This is a genomic window from Herbaspirillum sp. (assembly GCF_017744395.1).
In the GTDB taxonomy this organism is placed as follows: domain Bacteria; phylum Pseudomonadota; class Gammaproteobacteria; order Burkholderiales; family Burkholderiaceae_D; genus Herbaspirillum.
Genome location: NZ_JAGIBI010000006.1, coordinates 383,512 through 399,872, shown reverse-complemented (window position 1 = coordinate 399,872; position 16,361 = coordinate 383,512). Strand labels below are relative to the sequence as shown.

Annotated in this window: 11 protein-coding genes; 4 read left to right on the top strand and 7 right to left on the bottom strand. The window is 64.7% G+C overall.

Annotated elements, in window-relative coordinates; translation table 11 throughout:
- Nucleotides 1-43: 43 nt before the first annotated feature.
- Both J7548_RS16640 and J7548_RS16635 read right to left on the bottom strand, forming a co-directional pair.
- Nucleotides 44-577, bottom strand: a complete 534-nt coding sequence (locus J7548_RS16640; protein WP_290976515.1) for a fimbrial protein — start codon at nucleotides 575-577, stop codon at nucleotides 44-46.
- 352 nt (nucleotides 578-929) lie between these two features.
- Nucleotides 930-1,592, bottom strand: a complete 663-nt coding sequence (locus tag J7548_RS16635) for a response regulator transcription factor (RefSeq protein WP_290976513.1) — start codon at nucleotides 1,590-1,592, stop codon at nucleotides 930-932.
- A gap of 375 nt (nucleotides 1,593-1,967) precedes the next feature.
- On the opposite strand from J7548_RS16635, the gene J7548_RS16630 reads away from it, so the two are divergent.
- The gene (locus J7548_RS16630) at nucleotides 1,968-2,480 is read left to right on the top strand and encodes a hypothetical protein (RefSeq protein ID WP_290976510.1); all 513 of its coding nucleotides are present in this window, start codon (nucleotides 1,968-1,970) and stop codon (nucleotides 2,478-2,480) included.
- A 73-nt stretch (nucleotides 2,481-2,553) separates the two neighbouring features.
- Here J7548_RS16630 and J7548_RS16625 read toward each other — a convergent pair whose 3' ends face one another.
- Entirely contained in the window at nucleotides 2,554-3,336 is a 783-nt protein-coding gene (locus tag J7548_RS16625; RefSeq protein WP_290976507.1) for a ferredoxin--NADP reductase, read from the bottom strand.
- Between the two features lie 278 nt (nucleotides 3,337-3,614).
- On the opposite strand from J7548_RS16625, the gene J7548_RS16620 reads away from it, so the two are divergent.
- Together J7548_RS16620 and J7548_RS16615 are read left to right on the top strand one after the other, a co-directional pair.
- Nucleotides 3,615-5,390, top strand: a complete 1,776-nt coding sequence (locus J7548_RS16620; RefSeq protein WP_290976504.1) for an autotransporter assembly complex family protein — start codon at nucleotides 3,615-3,617, stop codon at nucleotides 5,388-5,390.
- Between the two features lie 63 nt (nucleotides 5,391-5,453).
- Nucleotides 5,454-9,473, top strand: coding sequence for a translocation/assembly module TamB domain-containing protein (locus J7548_RS16615; RefSeq protein ID WP_290976501.1), 4,020 nt, complete (start codon nucleotides 5,454-5,456; stop codon nucleotides 9,471-9,473).
- 72 nt (nucleotides 9,474-9,545) lie between these two features.
- Here the strand turns inward: J7548_RS16615 and J7548_RS16610 are convergent, their stop codons facing one another.
- Genes J7548_RS16610 through J7548_RS16600 form a run of 3 tightly spaced genes read right to left on the bottom strand, consistent with a single transcriptional unit; the run spans nucleotide 9,546 to nucleotide 12,872 of the window.
- On the bottom strand, nucleotides 9,546-10,532 hold the full coding sequence (locus J7548_RS16610; RefSeq protein ID WP_290976499.1) for a magnesium and cobalt transport protein CorA: 987 nt from the start codon (nucleotides 10,530-10,532) through the stop codon (nucleotides 9,546-9,548).
- A gap of 16 nt (nucleotides 10,533-10,548) precedes the next feature.
- The gene (locus tag J7548_RS16605; protein ID WP_290976496.1) at nucleotides 10,549-11,445 is read right to left on the bottom strand and encodes a DMT family transporter; all 897 of its coding nucleotides are present in this window, start codon (nucleotides 11,443-11,445) and stop codon (nucleotides 10,549-10,551) included.
- A 23-nt stretch (nucleotides 11,446-11,468) separates the two neighbouring features.
- A complete protein-coding gene (locus J7548_RS16600) occupies nucleotides 11,469-12,872 on the bottom strand; it encodes a DHA2 family efflux MFS transporter permease subunit (RefSeq protein WP_290976493.1) in 1,404 nt (467 codons plus the stop codon).
- Nucleotides 12,873-13,011: 139 nt separating this feature from the next.
- Between J7548_RS16600 and pabB the strand changes: the two genes are divergently transcribed.
- Nucleotides 13,012-14,844 (top strand): aminodeoxychorismate synthase component I, encoded by a 1,833-nt coding sequence (gene pabB, locus J7548_RS16595; protein ID WP_290976490.1) that lies wholly within the window; start codon nucleotides 13,012-13,014, stop codon nucleotides 14,842-14,844.
- A 2-nt stretch (nucleotides 14,845-14,846) separates the two neighbouring features.
- Here the strand turns inward: pabB and J7548_RS16590 are convergent, their stop codons facing one another.
- On the bottom strand, nucleotides 14,847-16,358 hold the full coding sequence (locus tag J7548_RS16590; protein ID WP_290976487.1) for an efflux transporter outer membrane subunit: 1,512 nt from the start codon (nucleotides 16,356-16,358) through the stop codon (nucleotides 14,847-14,849).
- Between the last annotated feature and the right edge of the window lie 3 nt (nucleotides 16,359-16,361).

Genomic DNA, 16,361 nt, shown 5'->3' with positions numbered 1-16,361 from the left:
GGTGGAGGGTGGCGCGCAAGAAGAAGCGGCGCCGGAGACTGGCTTACGGATAAGCGATCGTGAACTGGATCGACGAAGTCACTGCGCCGGCAGAGGCGGCGCCGCCAGTGGCGACATACTGGGCCGCCAGTGGAATGGTGGCAGCGCCGGCAGTGGTCGACGTAACAGGCGTAGTCTGCGCCGAGGGTGTCCCAAGGCGAAACGCGGAGGTGGCATTCGGTCCATCAAGCAACGCGATCTGGATGTTGCTGTTCTCGCGAGCCGTATTTTTCAGGCGGCCGGTCGCCAAATCGACGTTGGTCTGGTCGGCAAAATCCAACCGCACCGATTTCAGCGTATTGCCGCAATTACCCAGCGTCACGTTGAAAGGGGTCAGGCCCGCGACGTCGCCCGCCTGCGACAAGCTGGCGGCATTGACTGGCGACATTCCCACGGTCTGAGTGCCATTGGTGCCGCTGGTCAGCACGCAGGTATTGGCATCCACCCGCCCGGTGAAGCTCAGCGTGCCGTCGGCCGCATGGACAAGCGCCGGCGATACGGCTGCGGCAAAAAGAGAAGCGATAAGGATCTTTTTCATTGTTACTCCGGATGGCTCAATCATTTTTCCGGCCGGCTGCCTTGATCATCTGGCCCGGCCAGGCCGGCTACTTGTTACGGGCTCTCCGCATTCCCATGAAAAACGTCATGCGGAAAGAGACCTTCAATTTCGCGGATTGCATCGCCTGTGCGCCAAGAAACGTCATGCATCCTCTTTTCGGACAAGCTTCCACGAACAAGTTGGATGTTATTGAGCGCGCATATTCGTTGATATAAGAAAAGTCTTAAATAAAAAATCGAAGCAATGCGGCAATGTCGAAGCAAAAAAAAAAAAAACAGCGGATATTTCCGCTGTTTTCTTGGGGAGGATTTGCAGGAGGATTTTCTTCGCCTCAGATCATTCCGGTCGAATAGGCATACTTGATCAAGTCGGCATCCGTGCTCAGCCCCAGCTTGCGCATGGCATTGTTCTTGTGCGTGCTGACCGTGCTGGGCGTGCGCGACAGGCGCTCGCAGATATCGGTCAGGCAATTCCCCTCGACGAACAGGCGCACCACTTCCAGCTCCGACAGCGTCAATTCCTTGGTTTGCGAGAAAGCCTCGCCCTGGGCCCAGCTTACTTCCAGCTCGCCGCGCAGCGAGACCGGGAAATACACCTGCTTGCTGCTCTGCGTGGCCAGGCAGGCGTTGATCAGTTCCTCCGGCTTCTCGCGCTTGTTGATCACCGAAAACACGCCCATGCGATACAGGCGCTTGACCACCGCGCTGTTGCCCATGGCGGTATAGACGATCACCTTGCTCGATGGATGGTCGGACTTGATGCGCTTGATCAGCGAGAAACCGTCCGACTCCTCGCGCTCTTCGTTGGGCATGGTGAAGTCGGTAATGACGATCTCGCAGGGGGAGCGCTTGAGCGCGGTGAGCAACGCTTCTCCGGTTTCCACTTCGAGATCGATGCGCACTTCGGGCAAGCGTTTCAACTCGTTCTTGAGTGCCCCAAGCACGACCGGATGGTCGTCGGCGATGGCTACGTGCAGGACTTTGTTCAAATTCATACTACCCCCATTTCGAATGATTAATCAGGCATGGATGCTTACTGCCCGCGATGGCGCCATCCCCTGGCTCATCGCGCAGCAAACATGTGTCCTCGACTAAACGAAACAAAGCTTGGTTCCCGATAATTTTTCTGCATGGGTGTGCGATTACCGAAATTCCCCTATGAAAAAAACGGATAAAAGAGCTTTGAAAAAATAACGAGAGCCATTTGGAAACGTTAACAAAAAGCAACCTTCCAAAAAATATATTCGCATATACTCTCGGATTAGTTCGATGCCGAAATAGAATCGGTACGAGTCTTCACGTGAAAGCATCGCGCCAAAGAGCAGCGACGACGTGAGCCCATGGGAGGGCAACACTCAGGGAGTAACACCATGCGCAACCATTCCTTTTTCCGCCTCGTCAAGCTCGCGTTCTGCTCGGCCTTCTTCGTTTCCGCCGCCAGCCAGGCGGCCGGGGGCACCATCTACTTCCGCGGCGCCATCGCCGAACCCACCTGCTCGGTCAGCGCGGCACAAGCCGGGTTCGATCGCAATGCCATCAACCTCGCGGCGAAGGCGCAAGACGCGTCCAAGGTGGCAGGCGCGCCCATGCAACTGAAAATGAACTGCAATGCAAACCAGACGATGCAGCTGTCGTTTGACGACAAACCGACGGCAAAGCGTGCCGGTTCCGGTTTCGGCACGGGACTGGAAGGAGTGGAAATCGTATTGAGCCGGGCCGGCAAGGATTTGCGCCCCGGCCAGCCCATTGCGGTAGCCGTGAGCGGGAAACAGGAACGCAACATCGACATTGCCACGGCGCTGCGCCATGCGCTGGGGACTGCCGGCAATGCCAACGGCGGCAAGCTCGATGGCGCCATCCTGGTATCGATGAACTACCAGTAATTAGTCATGCCGTGACCGCCAAAGCCGGGGCCACGCCGGCAAACCGGTCACGGGAAACATCCGCACGCGCGGATCACCAATAATCCTCGGTCACGAACTGCCCGCCACCGGTGCGCCGCAACGGCGTCATGCCGCGCTCGCGCAGGATCTCGCGCACCTCGGTGACCATCTCCGGATTGCCGCACGCCATGAAGCGCGACTGCGCCACATCGATCGCCAGGCCGGTGGCCCGCTCCAGGCCGCCGTCGCGCAGCAGCGTGGTGATGCGCCCTGAAAGCACCGTAGCATCCCCGGGTTCGCGCGTGACCGCCTGCAGGTAATGCAGCCTGGCCGGCAACCCGTCGGCCTGGGCCTGCGCGCGCAGGGCCGCGAACTTGTCGGCATAGGCCAGTTCTTCGCGGTTGCGCACGCAGTGCACCACCACCAGGTCCTGGAATTTTTCCCAGACATCCTTTTGCTGCAGGATCGAGAGATACGGCCCCAGGCCGGTCCCGGTGGCCAGCATCCACAGCTGGCTGCCGTCGGTGAAGCGGTCCGCGGTCATGAAGCCGTAGCTGAGCTTTTCCACCCATACCGGGTCGCCCGGCCGCATGGCGTCGAGGCGGGTGGTGAATTTGCCGCCGGGCACGACGATGGCGTAATACTCCAGGGCGTCTTCGGATTCGGCCGAGGTGATCGAATAGGCGCGCGAGACGATCTCGCCGTCGATCTCCAGCCCGAGCCGCGCGAACTGGCCGGCGGTGAAACGGTAGCCGGCCGGGCGCGTGGTGCGGAAAGTCAGCAGCTTGCCGGTCCAGCGATGCACCGACAGCAGGCGCTCGCAACTGGCTTTTTCCGAATAGACGTCGACACTCACCTGCTTCTCCTTCCACTTGCCCTGGCAACCAAAAAACTAAGAAAAATCTGATAAATAGGGCCGCGCACCGCGAAATCGGCGCGATCCGCTCAAATTCGCCGGGGAGCCGCATTACAATGCTCGCTGGCACACGCCGGAACTATCCGCCCTGCCGTCCGGTCTGGCCTGGAATGTGAAAAAAACGCCAGCGCAGCCACAGGCTGCCATCGTACCCGACTTGCACCGCCCCCGCAGCCGATGGCGCGGCCATCCGCACCAACAGAATATGAAATGACGCAATGAACTGGACCTGCCGCCTGGCCATCGCATGCCTATGCTGCGCCGCCGAGACCGCCAACGCCGCCTACAAGGTGGAAATCGATGCGCCCAAGCCGGTGCAGTCGCTGCTCAAGGAATTCCTCGACCTGTCGCGCTACCAGGAGCGCGACGACATCAGCGACGACCAGTTGAAGTTCATGGTCGACACCGTCGGCGACCAGGTGCGCGACCTGACCTCGACCGAGGGCTATTTCTCGCCGCAGACCAAGGTCGAGGTCGGCAGCGAGCGCAGCGCCGACGGCAAGGAAGAGCTCAAGCGCGTGATCGTCCGCGTCGATCCGGGCGAACGCACCGAAGTCGGCCAGGCAGAGATCACCGCCAGCGGGGCCGTGGCGCAGCAGGACGCATCGCGCGTGGACGCGATCCGGCGCGACTGGCTGCTGCCGGCCGGCCAGCCGTTCCGCCAGGAAGACTGGGATAAGGCCAAGGATGCCGGATTGCAAGCGCTGCAGCAAAAGACCTATGCCGCCGCGCGGATCGCCGATTCGCGCGCCGAGATCGATCCCGACGGCCATCGCGCCGACCTCTCGGTGCATTACGACAGTGGCCCCGCCTTCACGCTGGGGCCGTTGCAGATCACCGGCGCCAAGCGCTACCCGGAAAGCATCATCCGCAACGTCAACCCGCTCAACGTCGGCGAAACCTACGATGCCGACCGCCTGCTGTCGCTGCAGCGGCAGATCCAGAACACGCCCTACTTTTCCAACGCCATCGTCGGCATCGACGACGACCCGGAACATCCCGACATGGCGCCGGTGAAGGTGCAGGTCACCGAGTTCCCGACCCAGCGCGTGCGCGCCGGCGTGGGCTACGGCACCGATACCGGCGCCCAGGTCGAAGGCCGCTATTCGCACTACAACGTGTTCAACAAGGCCTACGTCTTCGACAGCCAGCTGCGGCTGGAACAAAAGCGCCAGTACGGCCTGCTCAGCCTGGCCATGCCGCCGGACGAAAAGGCCTTCGTCAACAGCGTCAACAGTTCCTACGACCGCACCACGCTGGAAGGCATCGACCTGCGCAGCCTGCAGACCGGCATCAAGCGTTCCCGCATCGGCGAGTTCTACGACACCACCTATTCCCTCACCTATTACCGCGACCAGTTGACCCAGGAGAACGGCGCCACGCCGCCGGCCAACACCGTGGTCACGCCCGGCAAGCACCAGGCGCTGGTGCCTGGCTTCGCCTGGGCGCGGCGCAACGTCGACAACCCGATTTTCCCGCGCCACGGCAACCTGCTGGCGCTGGAAGCCGGCTTCGCCGTCAAGGGCGCGATGACCGACCAGAGCTTCGGCCGGCTGTACGGTCGCTTCAAGCAATTCGTGCCGGCCGGCCGGCGCGACCTGATCGTGCTGCGCGCCGAACTGGGCGGCGTGTTCACCGCCGGGCGCGCCTCCGAAGTGCCGGCCTCGCTGCTGTTTCGCACCGGCGGCAACGATTCAGTGCGCGGCTACAGCTACCAGAGCATCGGCAACGAGCAGAACGGCACCGTCTATCCGACCAAGTACCTGGCCGTGGGCAGCACCGAATACCAGCGCTGGTTCACCCAGAACTGGGGCGCCGCGCTGTTCTACGACATCGGCACGGCCGCCGACAACTGGAGCAGCAAGACCTTCTTCAGCGGCGTGGGCGCCGGCGCGCGCTGGCGCAGCCCGGTCGGCACCCTCAACCTGGACCTGGCCTACGGCATCCAGAAACGCCAGATCCGCCCGCACGTCTCGCTGGGCATCGCCTTCTAAGAACAGGTTCTAAGGCGGCCGCGGACATGAACACGAGAAACAAGATTTGAACGGCAAGAACGCATGAGCGACCAGCAAGCATCCCCATCCGCACCGGAGCAACCTACCCCGCCGCCCAAGCGGAGGAAAACGCGCTCCCGCAAGCTCGCGCTGTGGAGCGGCGGCACGCTGGCGGCGGCGCTGCTGCTGGTCGCCGGCGCCGGCCTGTACGCCGTCAAGACCGAAAGCGGCACGCGCCTGGTATGGAACGGCGCGCTGCGGGCGCTGGACGGCAAGCTGTCGGGCCAACTGCTGGGTGGCACCATCGCCGACGGCCTGCGCCTGCGCAAGCTGCACTACCAGGACGCGCAACGCATCCTCGACATCGACCGCATCGATGGCGACTGGCAGCTCGCGCCGCTGCAGCGCAAGTTCAGCGTGCGCTACCTGCGCGTGGGCACGGTCACCCTGAAGCAGCAGCCGTCGCCTTCCGAACCCAGCGCCATGCCGGCTTCGCTGGAGATTCCGCTGGCGCTGGACATCCGCGAAATCGCGCTGGACAAGCTGAGCTTCACCCAAGGCGCCTCCACCACCGAACTCGCCAACTTGCGCCTGCATGGCGACTCCGACGGCCGCCAGCACACGCTGGTGCTCGACAGCCTGGCCACGCCCTTTGGCAACGCCGCCGCGCTGCTGCACCTGGACGGCCGCGCGCCGTTCACCATCAGCGGCGGGCTGGAACTGGCCGGCGAATACAAGAATGACAGCCTGCAAGAGAAATACCAGCTGGCCGCGCAACTGTCGGGCTCGCTGCAAGACCTGGGCATCGCCCTGAAGGCCAGCGGCGACAAGCTCAATGGCAGCGCCGACGTGCAAGCCACGCCATTCGCGCCTGTGCCGCTCAAGAGCGCCAGGATCGACCTGCAGCACATCAACCCGCAAGCCTTCAGCGCCGGCGCCCCGCATGCCGACCTGCGCGTGCGCGCCGACCTGGCGCCGGCGGCCGGCGCCGGCGACGACGCCATGCGCGTGGCCGGCAAGATCGCCATCGACAACGCCAAGCCCGGCAGCCTCGACCGGCAATTGCTGCCGCTGCTGTCGGCCAGCGCCGAGGTCGATCTCGACCTGCAGCGCCAGCGCATCTCCGCGCTGGACATCCGCCTGCCGAAAAATGCGCGCATCGAAGGCGGCGGCGAATTCCGCCCCGGCAGCGACGAGGCAGGCAAGAAGCAGGACATGGCCGGCAGCTTCAACTTCCGCATCGCCGGGCTGGACCTGAACCAGATCCACCGCCAGCTCAAGCCCACGCAACTGTCCGGCCCGCTGGACGTGACGCTAGCGCCCGGCGCCCAGCAGATCAAGCTGGCGCTGGACGACCGCGAACTCAAGCTGCGCGTGGACAGCACCATCCATCCCGAGGACGTGGAACTGCACCAGGCGCAACTGGCCGCCGGCAAGTCGCGCCTGGAAGCGGCCGGCACGCTCAAGACCGTGGGCGCGATGGATTATGCCGTCAAGGGCAAGCTGGTCGATTTCGATCCGACCGCGTGGCTGCATGCGGTAACGCCGCCACCGGCTGCCGGCAGCAAGAAAAAGGCTGCAGCCACCACCTCAAAGCCGGTCCAGGCCAGGATCAACATGGACTTCGACGCCAGCGGCGCCCTCTCGCCGGAACTGAAGCTCAAGCTGGCCTTCGGCATCCGCGACAGCAGCTACGGCGACCTGCCCATGAGCGGCCAGGGCGACATCAACCTGGCCGGCACGCGGCTGCTGCCGAGCAAGGCGAACCTGCAGGTGGCCGGCAATACGCTGAACCTGAACGGCAGCTTCGGCAGCGGCAAGGATGCCCTCACACTGAAGGTCGACGCGCCCCATCTGGAACGCCTGGGCTACGGCCTCGACGGCCTGCTGCGCCTGGACGGCCAGTTGACCGGCACGCAGCAGCGCCCCAACCTGCACGCCACCTACCAGACCGAGAGGCTGGCGTTCGGCCCGCACCATCTGGCACGCCTGTCCGGCCAAGCCGACCTGCGCACCGACCTCGCCGCCGGCGTCGCCTCACCCAACAACAAGCTGGCCTTGCGGGTGGAAGGCGAAGGCTACCGCGGGCCGCAGGCGCAATTGTCGAAACTGGACCTGAACCTCAACGGCACCTGGGGCGACCACACGCTGAACCTGCGCAGCACCGGCAAGGTGATGGACCAAACCCTGGACCTGGACTTCGCCGCGCATGGCAAGGTGACCGAGAAGACCAAAGGAAACTACGGCTGGGCCGGCAGCATCGACCGCCTGCAGAACCAGGGCTTCCCGCGCATCGCCCTGGCCAGCCCGCTGGCGCTGCAAGCCTCGGCCGATGCCGTCGAAGCCGGCGCCACCCGGCTTGAGGTCGACCGCATGGCGCTGGAACTCAAGCACCTGTCCTGGCGCCAGGGACGCATCGCCTCGGCCGGCCAGATCCGCGCGCTGGATATCGGCCGCGTGCTGCAGATCGTGCAGGAATTCACCGGCACGCCGGCACCGCTCAAAACCGACCTGGTGCTGGACAGCGACTGGGACTTCTCGCTGGCGGAAACGGCCGGCGGCTATTTCCAGCTGGCGCGTAAATCGGGCGACATGCGGGTCACCGCCAGCAATGGCGAAGCCGCGCTCGGCCTGTCCGAACTGCGCCTGCGCGCCGACCTGCAAGGCCAGCAGGCGCGCCTGGACGGCCGCGTGAACGCCGCCCGGATCGGCACCCTCGACCTCGGCGGCACGCTCGGCCTGCAGCGCATCGACGGCTTGCTGGCGCTGGCCGACGCCTCACCGCTGAACCTCAAGGCGCGGCTGGAAGTGCCCGAACTCAAGCGCACCGGCGACCTGATCGGGCCGCAAGTCAGCCTGAACGGCAAGCTCGGCGCCGAACTCAACGCCACCGGCACACTCGCCCAGCCGAAGCTGTCGGGCGCCATCAACGGCGACAACCTGGCGGTGACGCAATTCGACCAGGGCATCCAGTTGAAGGACGGCATCGTGCGCATCGTCATGGACAACAACGTGATCGACCTGCGCCAGATCGAATTCCACGGCGGCAAAGGCACGCTGCGCGCCCAGGGCAAGGTGCAGCTGGGCGCGGAGAATCCCGACCTCAATGCCACGATCACCGCCGACCGCCTGGAACTGTTCGCCAGCCCGGATCGCCAACTGATGCTGTCGGGCCAGGGCAAGATCGCCAACGTCAACGAACAGTTGCACATCGACGGCAAGTTCATCGTCGACAAGGCCTTGTTCGACTTGCCCAAGAGCAGCGCGCCCAAGCTGGGCGACGACGTGGTGATCGTGCGCCGCGACGGCAAAACCCGTGCCGGCGCCAGCGCCAGCTCGCAGCAGAAGCTGGAGGCCGCCACCGAAAAGCCGGCCGGCAAGTTCGCGCCGGTGATGGACATCGCAGTCGACCTCGGTTCCGACTTCCGCTTCCGCGGCACCGGCGCCGACCTGCTGCTGCGCGGCGGCATGAACGTGCGCAGCGAACCGCTCTCGCCGCTGCGCGCCACCGGCACCATCAACGTCACCGAGGGTACCTACGAAGCCTTCGGCACCAAGCTCAACATCGAGCGCGGCATCATCAACTTCCAGGGGCCGATCGGCAATCCCAACATCAACATCCTGGCCATGCGGCGCGACCAGGATGTGGAAGCCGGCGTCTCGGTGACCGGCACGGCCAACCGGCCGCGCGTGCAACTGGTGTCCGAGCCTAACGTGCCGGACGATGAAAAGCTGTCATGGATGATGTTCGGCCACGGCACCGACAGTTCCAGCATCGGCCAGCGCAGCGCCAGCAGCCAGGCCTTGGCGCTGGTGGGCAACATGGGCGGCAAGCGCATCGCCAAGGACATCGGCTTGGACCAGTTCTCGATAGGCTCCAGCGAATCGGGCCTGACCGACGAACAGGTAGTCAACCTGGGCAAGGCCATCACCGAGAAGATCACGCTGGGCTACGAGCAGAGCCTGCAAGGCGCGGCCAGCGTGGCCAAGGCGACCTGGCAGATCTCGCGCCGCTGGTCGGTGGTGGCGCGGGCGGGAACGATCAATGGATTGAACGTGTTGTTCAACCTGCGTTACGATTAATACCGATCCCAGCCATAAAAAAACGGCGCCTGGTTGCATTACGCATCAGGCGCCGTTTTTCATATCAGCGGGCTACAACCACCCCGCCCTGCGCAACCTGCGCCACAGCAACGAACAACAGGTAACGATTCCTCCCAGCACCAGCGGAAAACTCCACTGCCAGCTCAAGCCCGGCAGGTTGGCGAAGTTCATGCCATACAGGCTGAACACCATGGTCGGAATAGCCAGGATCGCGCCCCAGCCGGCCAGGGTCTGCACAATCTCGTTCTGGTGGATGGTGATCTGGGCCAGGTTGATCTGCACCGCGGACTCCACCATTTCGCGCAGCCGGTCGCCGGTGTCGATGAAGCGCACCACGTGGTCGTAGATGTCGCGGAAATAGGCCTTGCCGTCCTTGGTGATCAGGCCTTCATGGAAGCGCAGCAACTGGGTGCAGACATCCAGCAGCGGCGAAGCCGCCGAGCGCAGGCGGATCAGCTGGCGCTTCAACTGGTACAACTCCTGCAGGTAGGCCTTGCCGGTGCTGGCTGCGGGATCGAACAGCTGGGCTTCGTACTGGCTGAACTTGGCTTCCAGGTCGTCCATGATCGGGCGGTAGTTGTCGACCACGAAGTCCATGATCGAATACAGCACGAAGCTGGGGCCGCGCACCAGGCGCTCGGGCAGCATCTCGCAATGCTCGCGCACCTTGGCATAGCTGCGCGATGCGCCGTGGCGCACCGTGACCACGAAGCGCGGGCCGGTCATGATGTGGGTTTCGCCGAACTGCACCTCGCCGCCACTCAACTGGGCGGTGTGCAGCACCACGAACAGCGTGTCGCCGTATTCCTCGATCTTGGGGCGCTGGTGCGCGGCGTAGGCGTCTTCCACCGCCAGCTCGTGCAGGCAGAACTCTTCCTTGATCTTGTTCATCAGCTCGACGCTGGGCTCCAGCAATCCGAGCCAGACGAAAGTGCCCTCTTCGGCCAGCACGTCGCTGATTTCATCGAGGGTGATGTCGCGCAGCTTCTTGCCCTTCTTGTAGACCGTGCAGTTGACGATCATCTCGGCATCGATCATGTTGGCATTCCTTTTATTAACTAGCTTTAGCCCAACCCGGCAGGCGCTGCTTGAGCATCTGCGCCATCAGCACGCCGGCCAGCGTAATACCGCCGCCGATGGCATGGTAGCCGTGCAAATGTTCGCCCAACACCAGTACAGCGATGATGACAGTAAAAACCGGCATCAGGTTGACGAACGCCGAGCAGTGGCTGGCGCCGAGATGGCTCACTCCCTTCATCCACAGGAACTGCGAACCAATGGAAGCGGCGATGCCCGCATACAGCAGGATCGGCAGGTTGGCGGCCGTCAGCGGCGAATGGTGGCCGAAAAGGAAACCCGGGAACAGCAGCACCACCGCCATCAGCACCTGCATGTACAGCAGTTGCCAGGTGCGCAGCGGCAAGGCCCAGCGGCGCAGCATCACGCCGTACAGGCAATAGGCGATGGTGGCCAGCAGCATCAGCAGGTCGCCCACCACCACGCCCTGGTCGAACAGCGCCAGCGGGTGGCCGCGGCCGATCAGCACCGCCAGGCCGAACAGCGACAGCACGCCGCCGGCGACCGTGCCCACGGTGGGTGGCTCCGACAGCAACTGGATGCTCAGCAGCAAGGTCAGCAGCGGCATCAGCGAAGCGATGATGCCCATGCTGGTGGCCGAGGACGTGGCGGCGGCGAAATACGCCAGGCTCTGGAACAGCACCATGCCCAGCAGCGCCAGTACCAGGATCTTGCCCAGGTAGGGCTTGATCTGGGCGCGCGCGTTCCAGGTCGGGCGCGCCAGGAACGGCGACATCAGCGCGGCGGCCAGCACCCAGCGATAAAAGGAAATGTCTTCCGGCGCGATCACGCCGGCCGACATCTTGCTGATGACGGTATTGCCTGCCCAGATCAGGACGGCTCCCAGCGGGAACCAGACATATTTGAGTTGCATGGACACTTTCAAAAATGAGCGGCTCAAGCCGACTTGGTTTGTACCCGGCCCGACAATTCCGCGCCGGCATTGGGCGACAGGCGGCGCAGCATCAGGATCGACAGCGACGCCACCGCGCCCACCACCAAAAAGGCCGGCCAGAAATCGGCGGCCACCAGCGTGGCGTGGCCCTGTACTTCATTGGAAACCTGCAGCGCGAAACCGGCCAGCACCACGCCCATGCCGATCGACAATTGCTGCGCCACGCTGGCCATGCTGGTGGCCTGGCTCAGGCGCGGGTTGTCGACATCGGCGTAAGAAATCGCATTGAGGCTGGTGAACTGCAGCGAGCGGAAGCAGCCGCCTACCAATAGCACCAGCAGCATCACGGCATATGGCGTGTGCGGCGTGAACAGCGCAATCGACCACAAGCCCAGGATGCCCAGCGTGCCGTTCACCACCAGCACCGTGCGGAATCCGTAACGCTGGAGGAAACGCGATGCGATGGTTTTCATGAACATGGCGCCGGCCGCCGATGCGCAAGTCAGCAAGCCCGAATGGAACGGCGTATAACCGAAACCCAGCTGCAGCATCAGCGGCAACAGGAACGGAATCGCCCCGATGCCGATGCGGTAGAGCGAACCGCCTAACACGCCCGCCTGCAAGGTCGGGATCTTCAGCAACGTCAGGTCGATCAGCGGCGCCGCGGCACGGCGCGCATGCCACACATAGGCAATCAGGAACAACACGCCCAGCACCACGCAGGCCAGCGATATGTCGCCCGACACCAGATGGCGGCCGGCGGTGGACAAGCCCAGCATCAGCAGCGAGCAACCCAGCGCCGACAGCGCGAAACCGGCCCAGTCCAGCGGCGGCACCTGCTCCTCCTTGAGATCGGGAATGAAGCGCGCAGCCAGGTACAGGCCCAGGATGCTGATGGGAATATTGATGAAGAAAATCCAGCGCCAGTGGAAGTAAGTGGTGATGAAGCCGCCCAGCGGCGGCCCCAGCACCGGTCCGAACAGCGCCGGGATGGTCAGGTAGGACAAGGCCTTGACCAGGTTCACCTTCTCCACGCTGCGCAGGATCACCAGGCGCCCCACCGGCACCATCATGGCGCCGCCGATGCCCTGGAAGAAACGCGCCGCGACGAACTGCGGCAGCGTCGACGACACGCCGCACAGGATCGATCCCAGCATGAACACGCAGATCGCCGAGCGGAAGATGGTGCGCGAACCGAAACGGTCGGCCATCCAGCCGGAAATCGGGATGAACACCGCCAGGCTCACCAGGTAGGAAGTCAGGGCCAGTTTCAGCGAGATCGGATCGACCGCCATGTCCAGCGCCAACGCGGGCAGCGAAGTGGAAATGACGGTGGAATCCATTTGCTCCATGAACAGCGCGCAGGCGACGATCAGCGGAACGATGAAAGTGCGTGGAATGGCCATCGGCGATATTGGCAGTTTGATATGAAAATGTCTTGGCAGCGGCTGGCCCGGCAAGCCGACAAGTATACCTTTTACGCTATGATGCTGCCGGACGCCGCCCATGCGCGGCGCGCGCATCCGCCTTATCCCTGGTTTTGCCATGACTCCTTGTTTCGCCCTGCTCGACGACCACCTGGCCACGCCGGCCGAACCGCGCTCGCGCCTGTACACCGGCCACCTGCGCACGCTGGCCTGCGCCGACGCCGCCGGCTTCCTGGCGCTGCTGGCGGAGATGCAAGAGGCGCTGGCCGCCGGGCAACACGCGCTGGCCCTGTGGGATTACGAACTGGGCGCCGCCATGCAAGGGCTGCCGCATAAGCATGCGGGCGGTCCTCTCGCCAAAGTGATGCTGTTCGCGCATTGCGAGCGTCTCAGCGCCGCGCAAGCCGATGATTGGCTGGCGCAGCAAGAGTCCGACGCAACCACCCCGGCCGGCGTCGCCAACGTAACTGCCAGCGTCGGCGAATCCGAATTCAACGACGCCATCGCCCGCATCCGCGACTACATCGCCGCCGGCGACACCTACCAGGTCAACTACACCTATCGCCTGTGCTTCGACGCCTACGGCGAGCCGCTGGCGCTCTACCGTCGGCTGCGCGCGCGCCAGCCGGTGCCGTATGGCGCGCTGGTGTGCTGCGAAGACGGCAGCGCCGTGCTGTCGTTCTCGCCGGAATTGTTCGTCGCCCATGCCGGCGGCATGCTCAGAGCCAAGCCGATGAAGGGAACCGCACCGGCCGCACCCGCCGCCGATGCGGATGCCGACGCCATCAACGCGCGCCGCGCGCTGGCGCTGGCCTCGGATGAAAAGAACCGCGCCGAGAACCTGATGATCGTCGACCTGCTGCGCAACGACCTGGGCCGCATCGCCGCGCCCGGCTCGGTGCAGGTGCCGCACCTGTTCGACGTGCGGCGCTACGGCCAGGTGCTGCAGATGACCTCGACCATCCGCGCCCGCCTGCGCGCCGATGCCACGCTGGCCGATGCCATCGCCGCGCTCTACCCTTGCGGCTCGATCACCGGCGCCCCCAAGCGCCACACCATGGAAATCATCGACGAACTGGAAAGCACACCGCGCGGCCTCTACACCGGCGCCATCGGCTGGTTCGAAGCGCCGCGCGCGGACGGGCATGCGGTCGGCGACTTCTGCCTGTCTGTGCCGATCCGCACGCTGCAACTGCAGGCGCCGGACGGTGGATTGCGCCGCGGCACATTGGGCGTGGGCGCCGGCATCGTGTACGACAGCGATGCCGCTTCCGAATATGCCGAATGCCAGTTGAAGGCCGGTTTCCTGACCGGCCTCGGCCATGCGTTCAGCCTGTTCGAAACCATATACGCCACGCGTTCGGGATGCCGCCATCTGGAACGGCACCTGCAGCGCCTGCACGCCTCCGCCGCAAGCTTCGGCTTCGCCTTCGATGCCGGGGCGATCCGGGCAGCGCTGGACAAGACCTGCGCGGCATTCGACGATGCGACCGCATATCGCCTGCGGCTGGCGCTGGATGCGCAAGGCGGCATCGCCATCCAGCATGCGCCGCTCGCGCCGCTGGGCGACAGCGTGAAAATCTTCCTCGCTGCTCACGCCACCGACAGCCGCGACCTGTTCCTGCGCCACAAGAGCACCCACCGCGCCGCCTACGACGCGGCGTGGAAAGACGCCGAACAACGCGGCGGTTTCGATATGCTGTTCTTCAATGAAAAGGATGAATTGACCGAGGGCGGGCGCAGCAACGTGTTCGTCAAGCTGGATGGCCGTTGGGTGACGCCGCCGCTGGCGGCAGGCGTACTGCCGGGTGTGATGCGCTCGGTACTGCTGGCCGATCCGGCGTGGGATGCCATCGAGCGCCCGGTCAGCCGCGCCGAATTGCTGCGCGCAGAAGACATCGTGGTGTGCAATGCGCTGCGTGGCGCAATCAGAGCGGAATTGACGCCCTGAGTTCAACGCAGCGCCGCGTTGTCCTTCAAAGCTTTCGCCTTGGCTTCGCTCTGCTGCGCCAGCGGCGCCAGGTCCGCCAGGCTCTTCTCATCCCAGCCCCCGCCCAGGGCGGTCGCCAGCAACACGCTGGCCGCCATGCGGCGGTTCAGGATATCCAGCGCACTGCGTTCGGCCGCCAGCGCCGTGGCCTGCGCGGTGATCACGTTCACATAGCTGACCGTGCCGGCCTTGTACTGGTTGGTCACCAGCACCACCGCCTGGCGCGCCGATTGCAGGGCTTCGTCCTGCACCGCCGCTTCCTGCTCAAGGATGCGCAGCGCGGCCAGGTTATCTTCCACCGCCTGGAAAGCGGTCAGCACAGCCTGCTTGTATTGCGCCACGGTGCCGTCATACGCGGCGATGGCCTGGGCGGTGGCGGCGCGGCGCGCACCGCCGTCGAAGATGCTTTGCGCCAGCTGCGGGCCGAGCGACCACACGCGGCCCGGCAGCGAGAACCAGTCGGCGAAACTCGAACTCTGGTAACCGCCCGACGCCGACAGCGTCAGGCTCGGGAAATACGCCGCCTTGGCTACGCCGATCTTGGCATTGGCCGCGGCCACGCGGCGTTCGGCCGCCGCCACGTCAGGCCGGCGCTCCAGCAGCATCGACGGCACGCCCTGCGGGATCGGCGGCGCCACCGCGGCCAGCGGCGCCGGCGGCAACGAGAAGGTGGACGGCGTCTTGCCCACCAGCAGCGCGATGGCATGCTCAAGCTGGGCGCGCGACACGCCGTTGTCCAGCGCCTGCGCCTGCGCCGACTTCAACTGGCTCTGGGCCTGGATCACATCCGACTTGGCGACCGTGCCGGCGGCGTATTGGTTTTGCGTGAGCTGGTAGGAACGCTGGTAGGCGGCGACGGTTTCGTCGAACAGCTTCTGCTGGGCATCCAGCACGCGCAATTGCAGATAGTCCTGCGCCAGGGCCGCCTGCGCCGACAGGCGCGCCGCCGCGAGATCCGCGGCGCTGGCCTGGGCGCTGGCCTGGCTGGCCTCGACGCTGCGCCGCACACTGCCCCAGACATCGGCCTCCCACGACGCGTTCAGCGCAAAGGAGTAGGTGTTGCGCACGCCGGCGCTGCCAGTCGACGAAGATGAACTGCCGGATCTGGAACGCGTGGCCGAAGCCGATGCGTCCAGCGTCGGCGAATAGGCGGCGCGCGCGCTCTGCACCAGGGCCATGGCGCTGCGGAAATTGGCTTCGGCCAGCGCCAGGTTCTGGTTGGAGATGTCGACCTGCTCCACCAGCGCATTCAACTGCGCATCCCCGAACATTTCCCACCACTTGCCGTCGGCCGACAGTTCGCGCGGCTGGGCCGGCTTCCAGTTCTGGCCTTCCTTGAAGACGGCCGGCGCATTGCCCAGTTGCTCATCCATCTGCGGCCGCACATAGTCGGGGCCAACCGAGCAGGCGGCCAGCGCGAAGGATGCGGCCAATGCCAGCAGCAGCGGTTTCGGGTTCAGTCGTTGCGGTTTCATTCT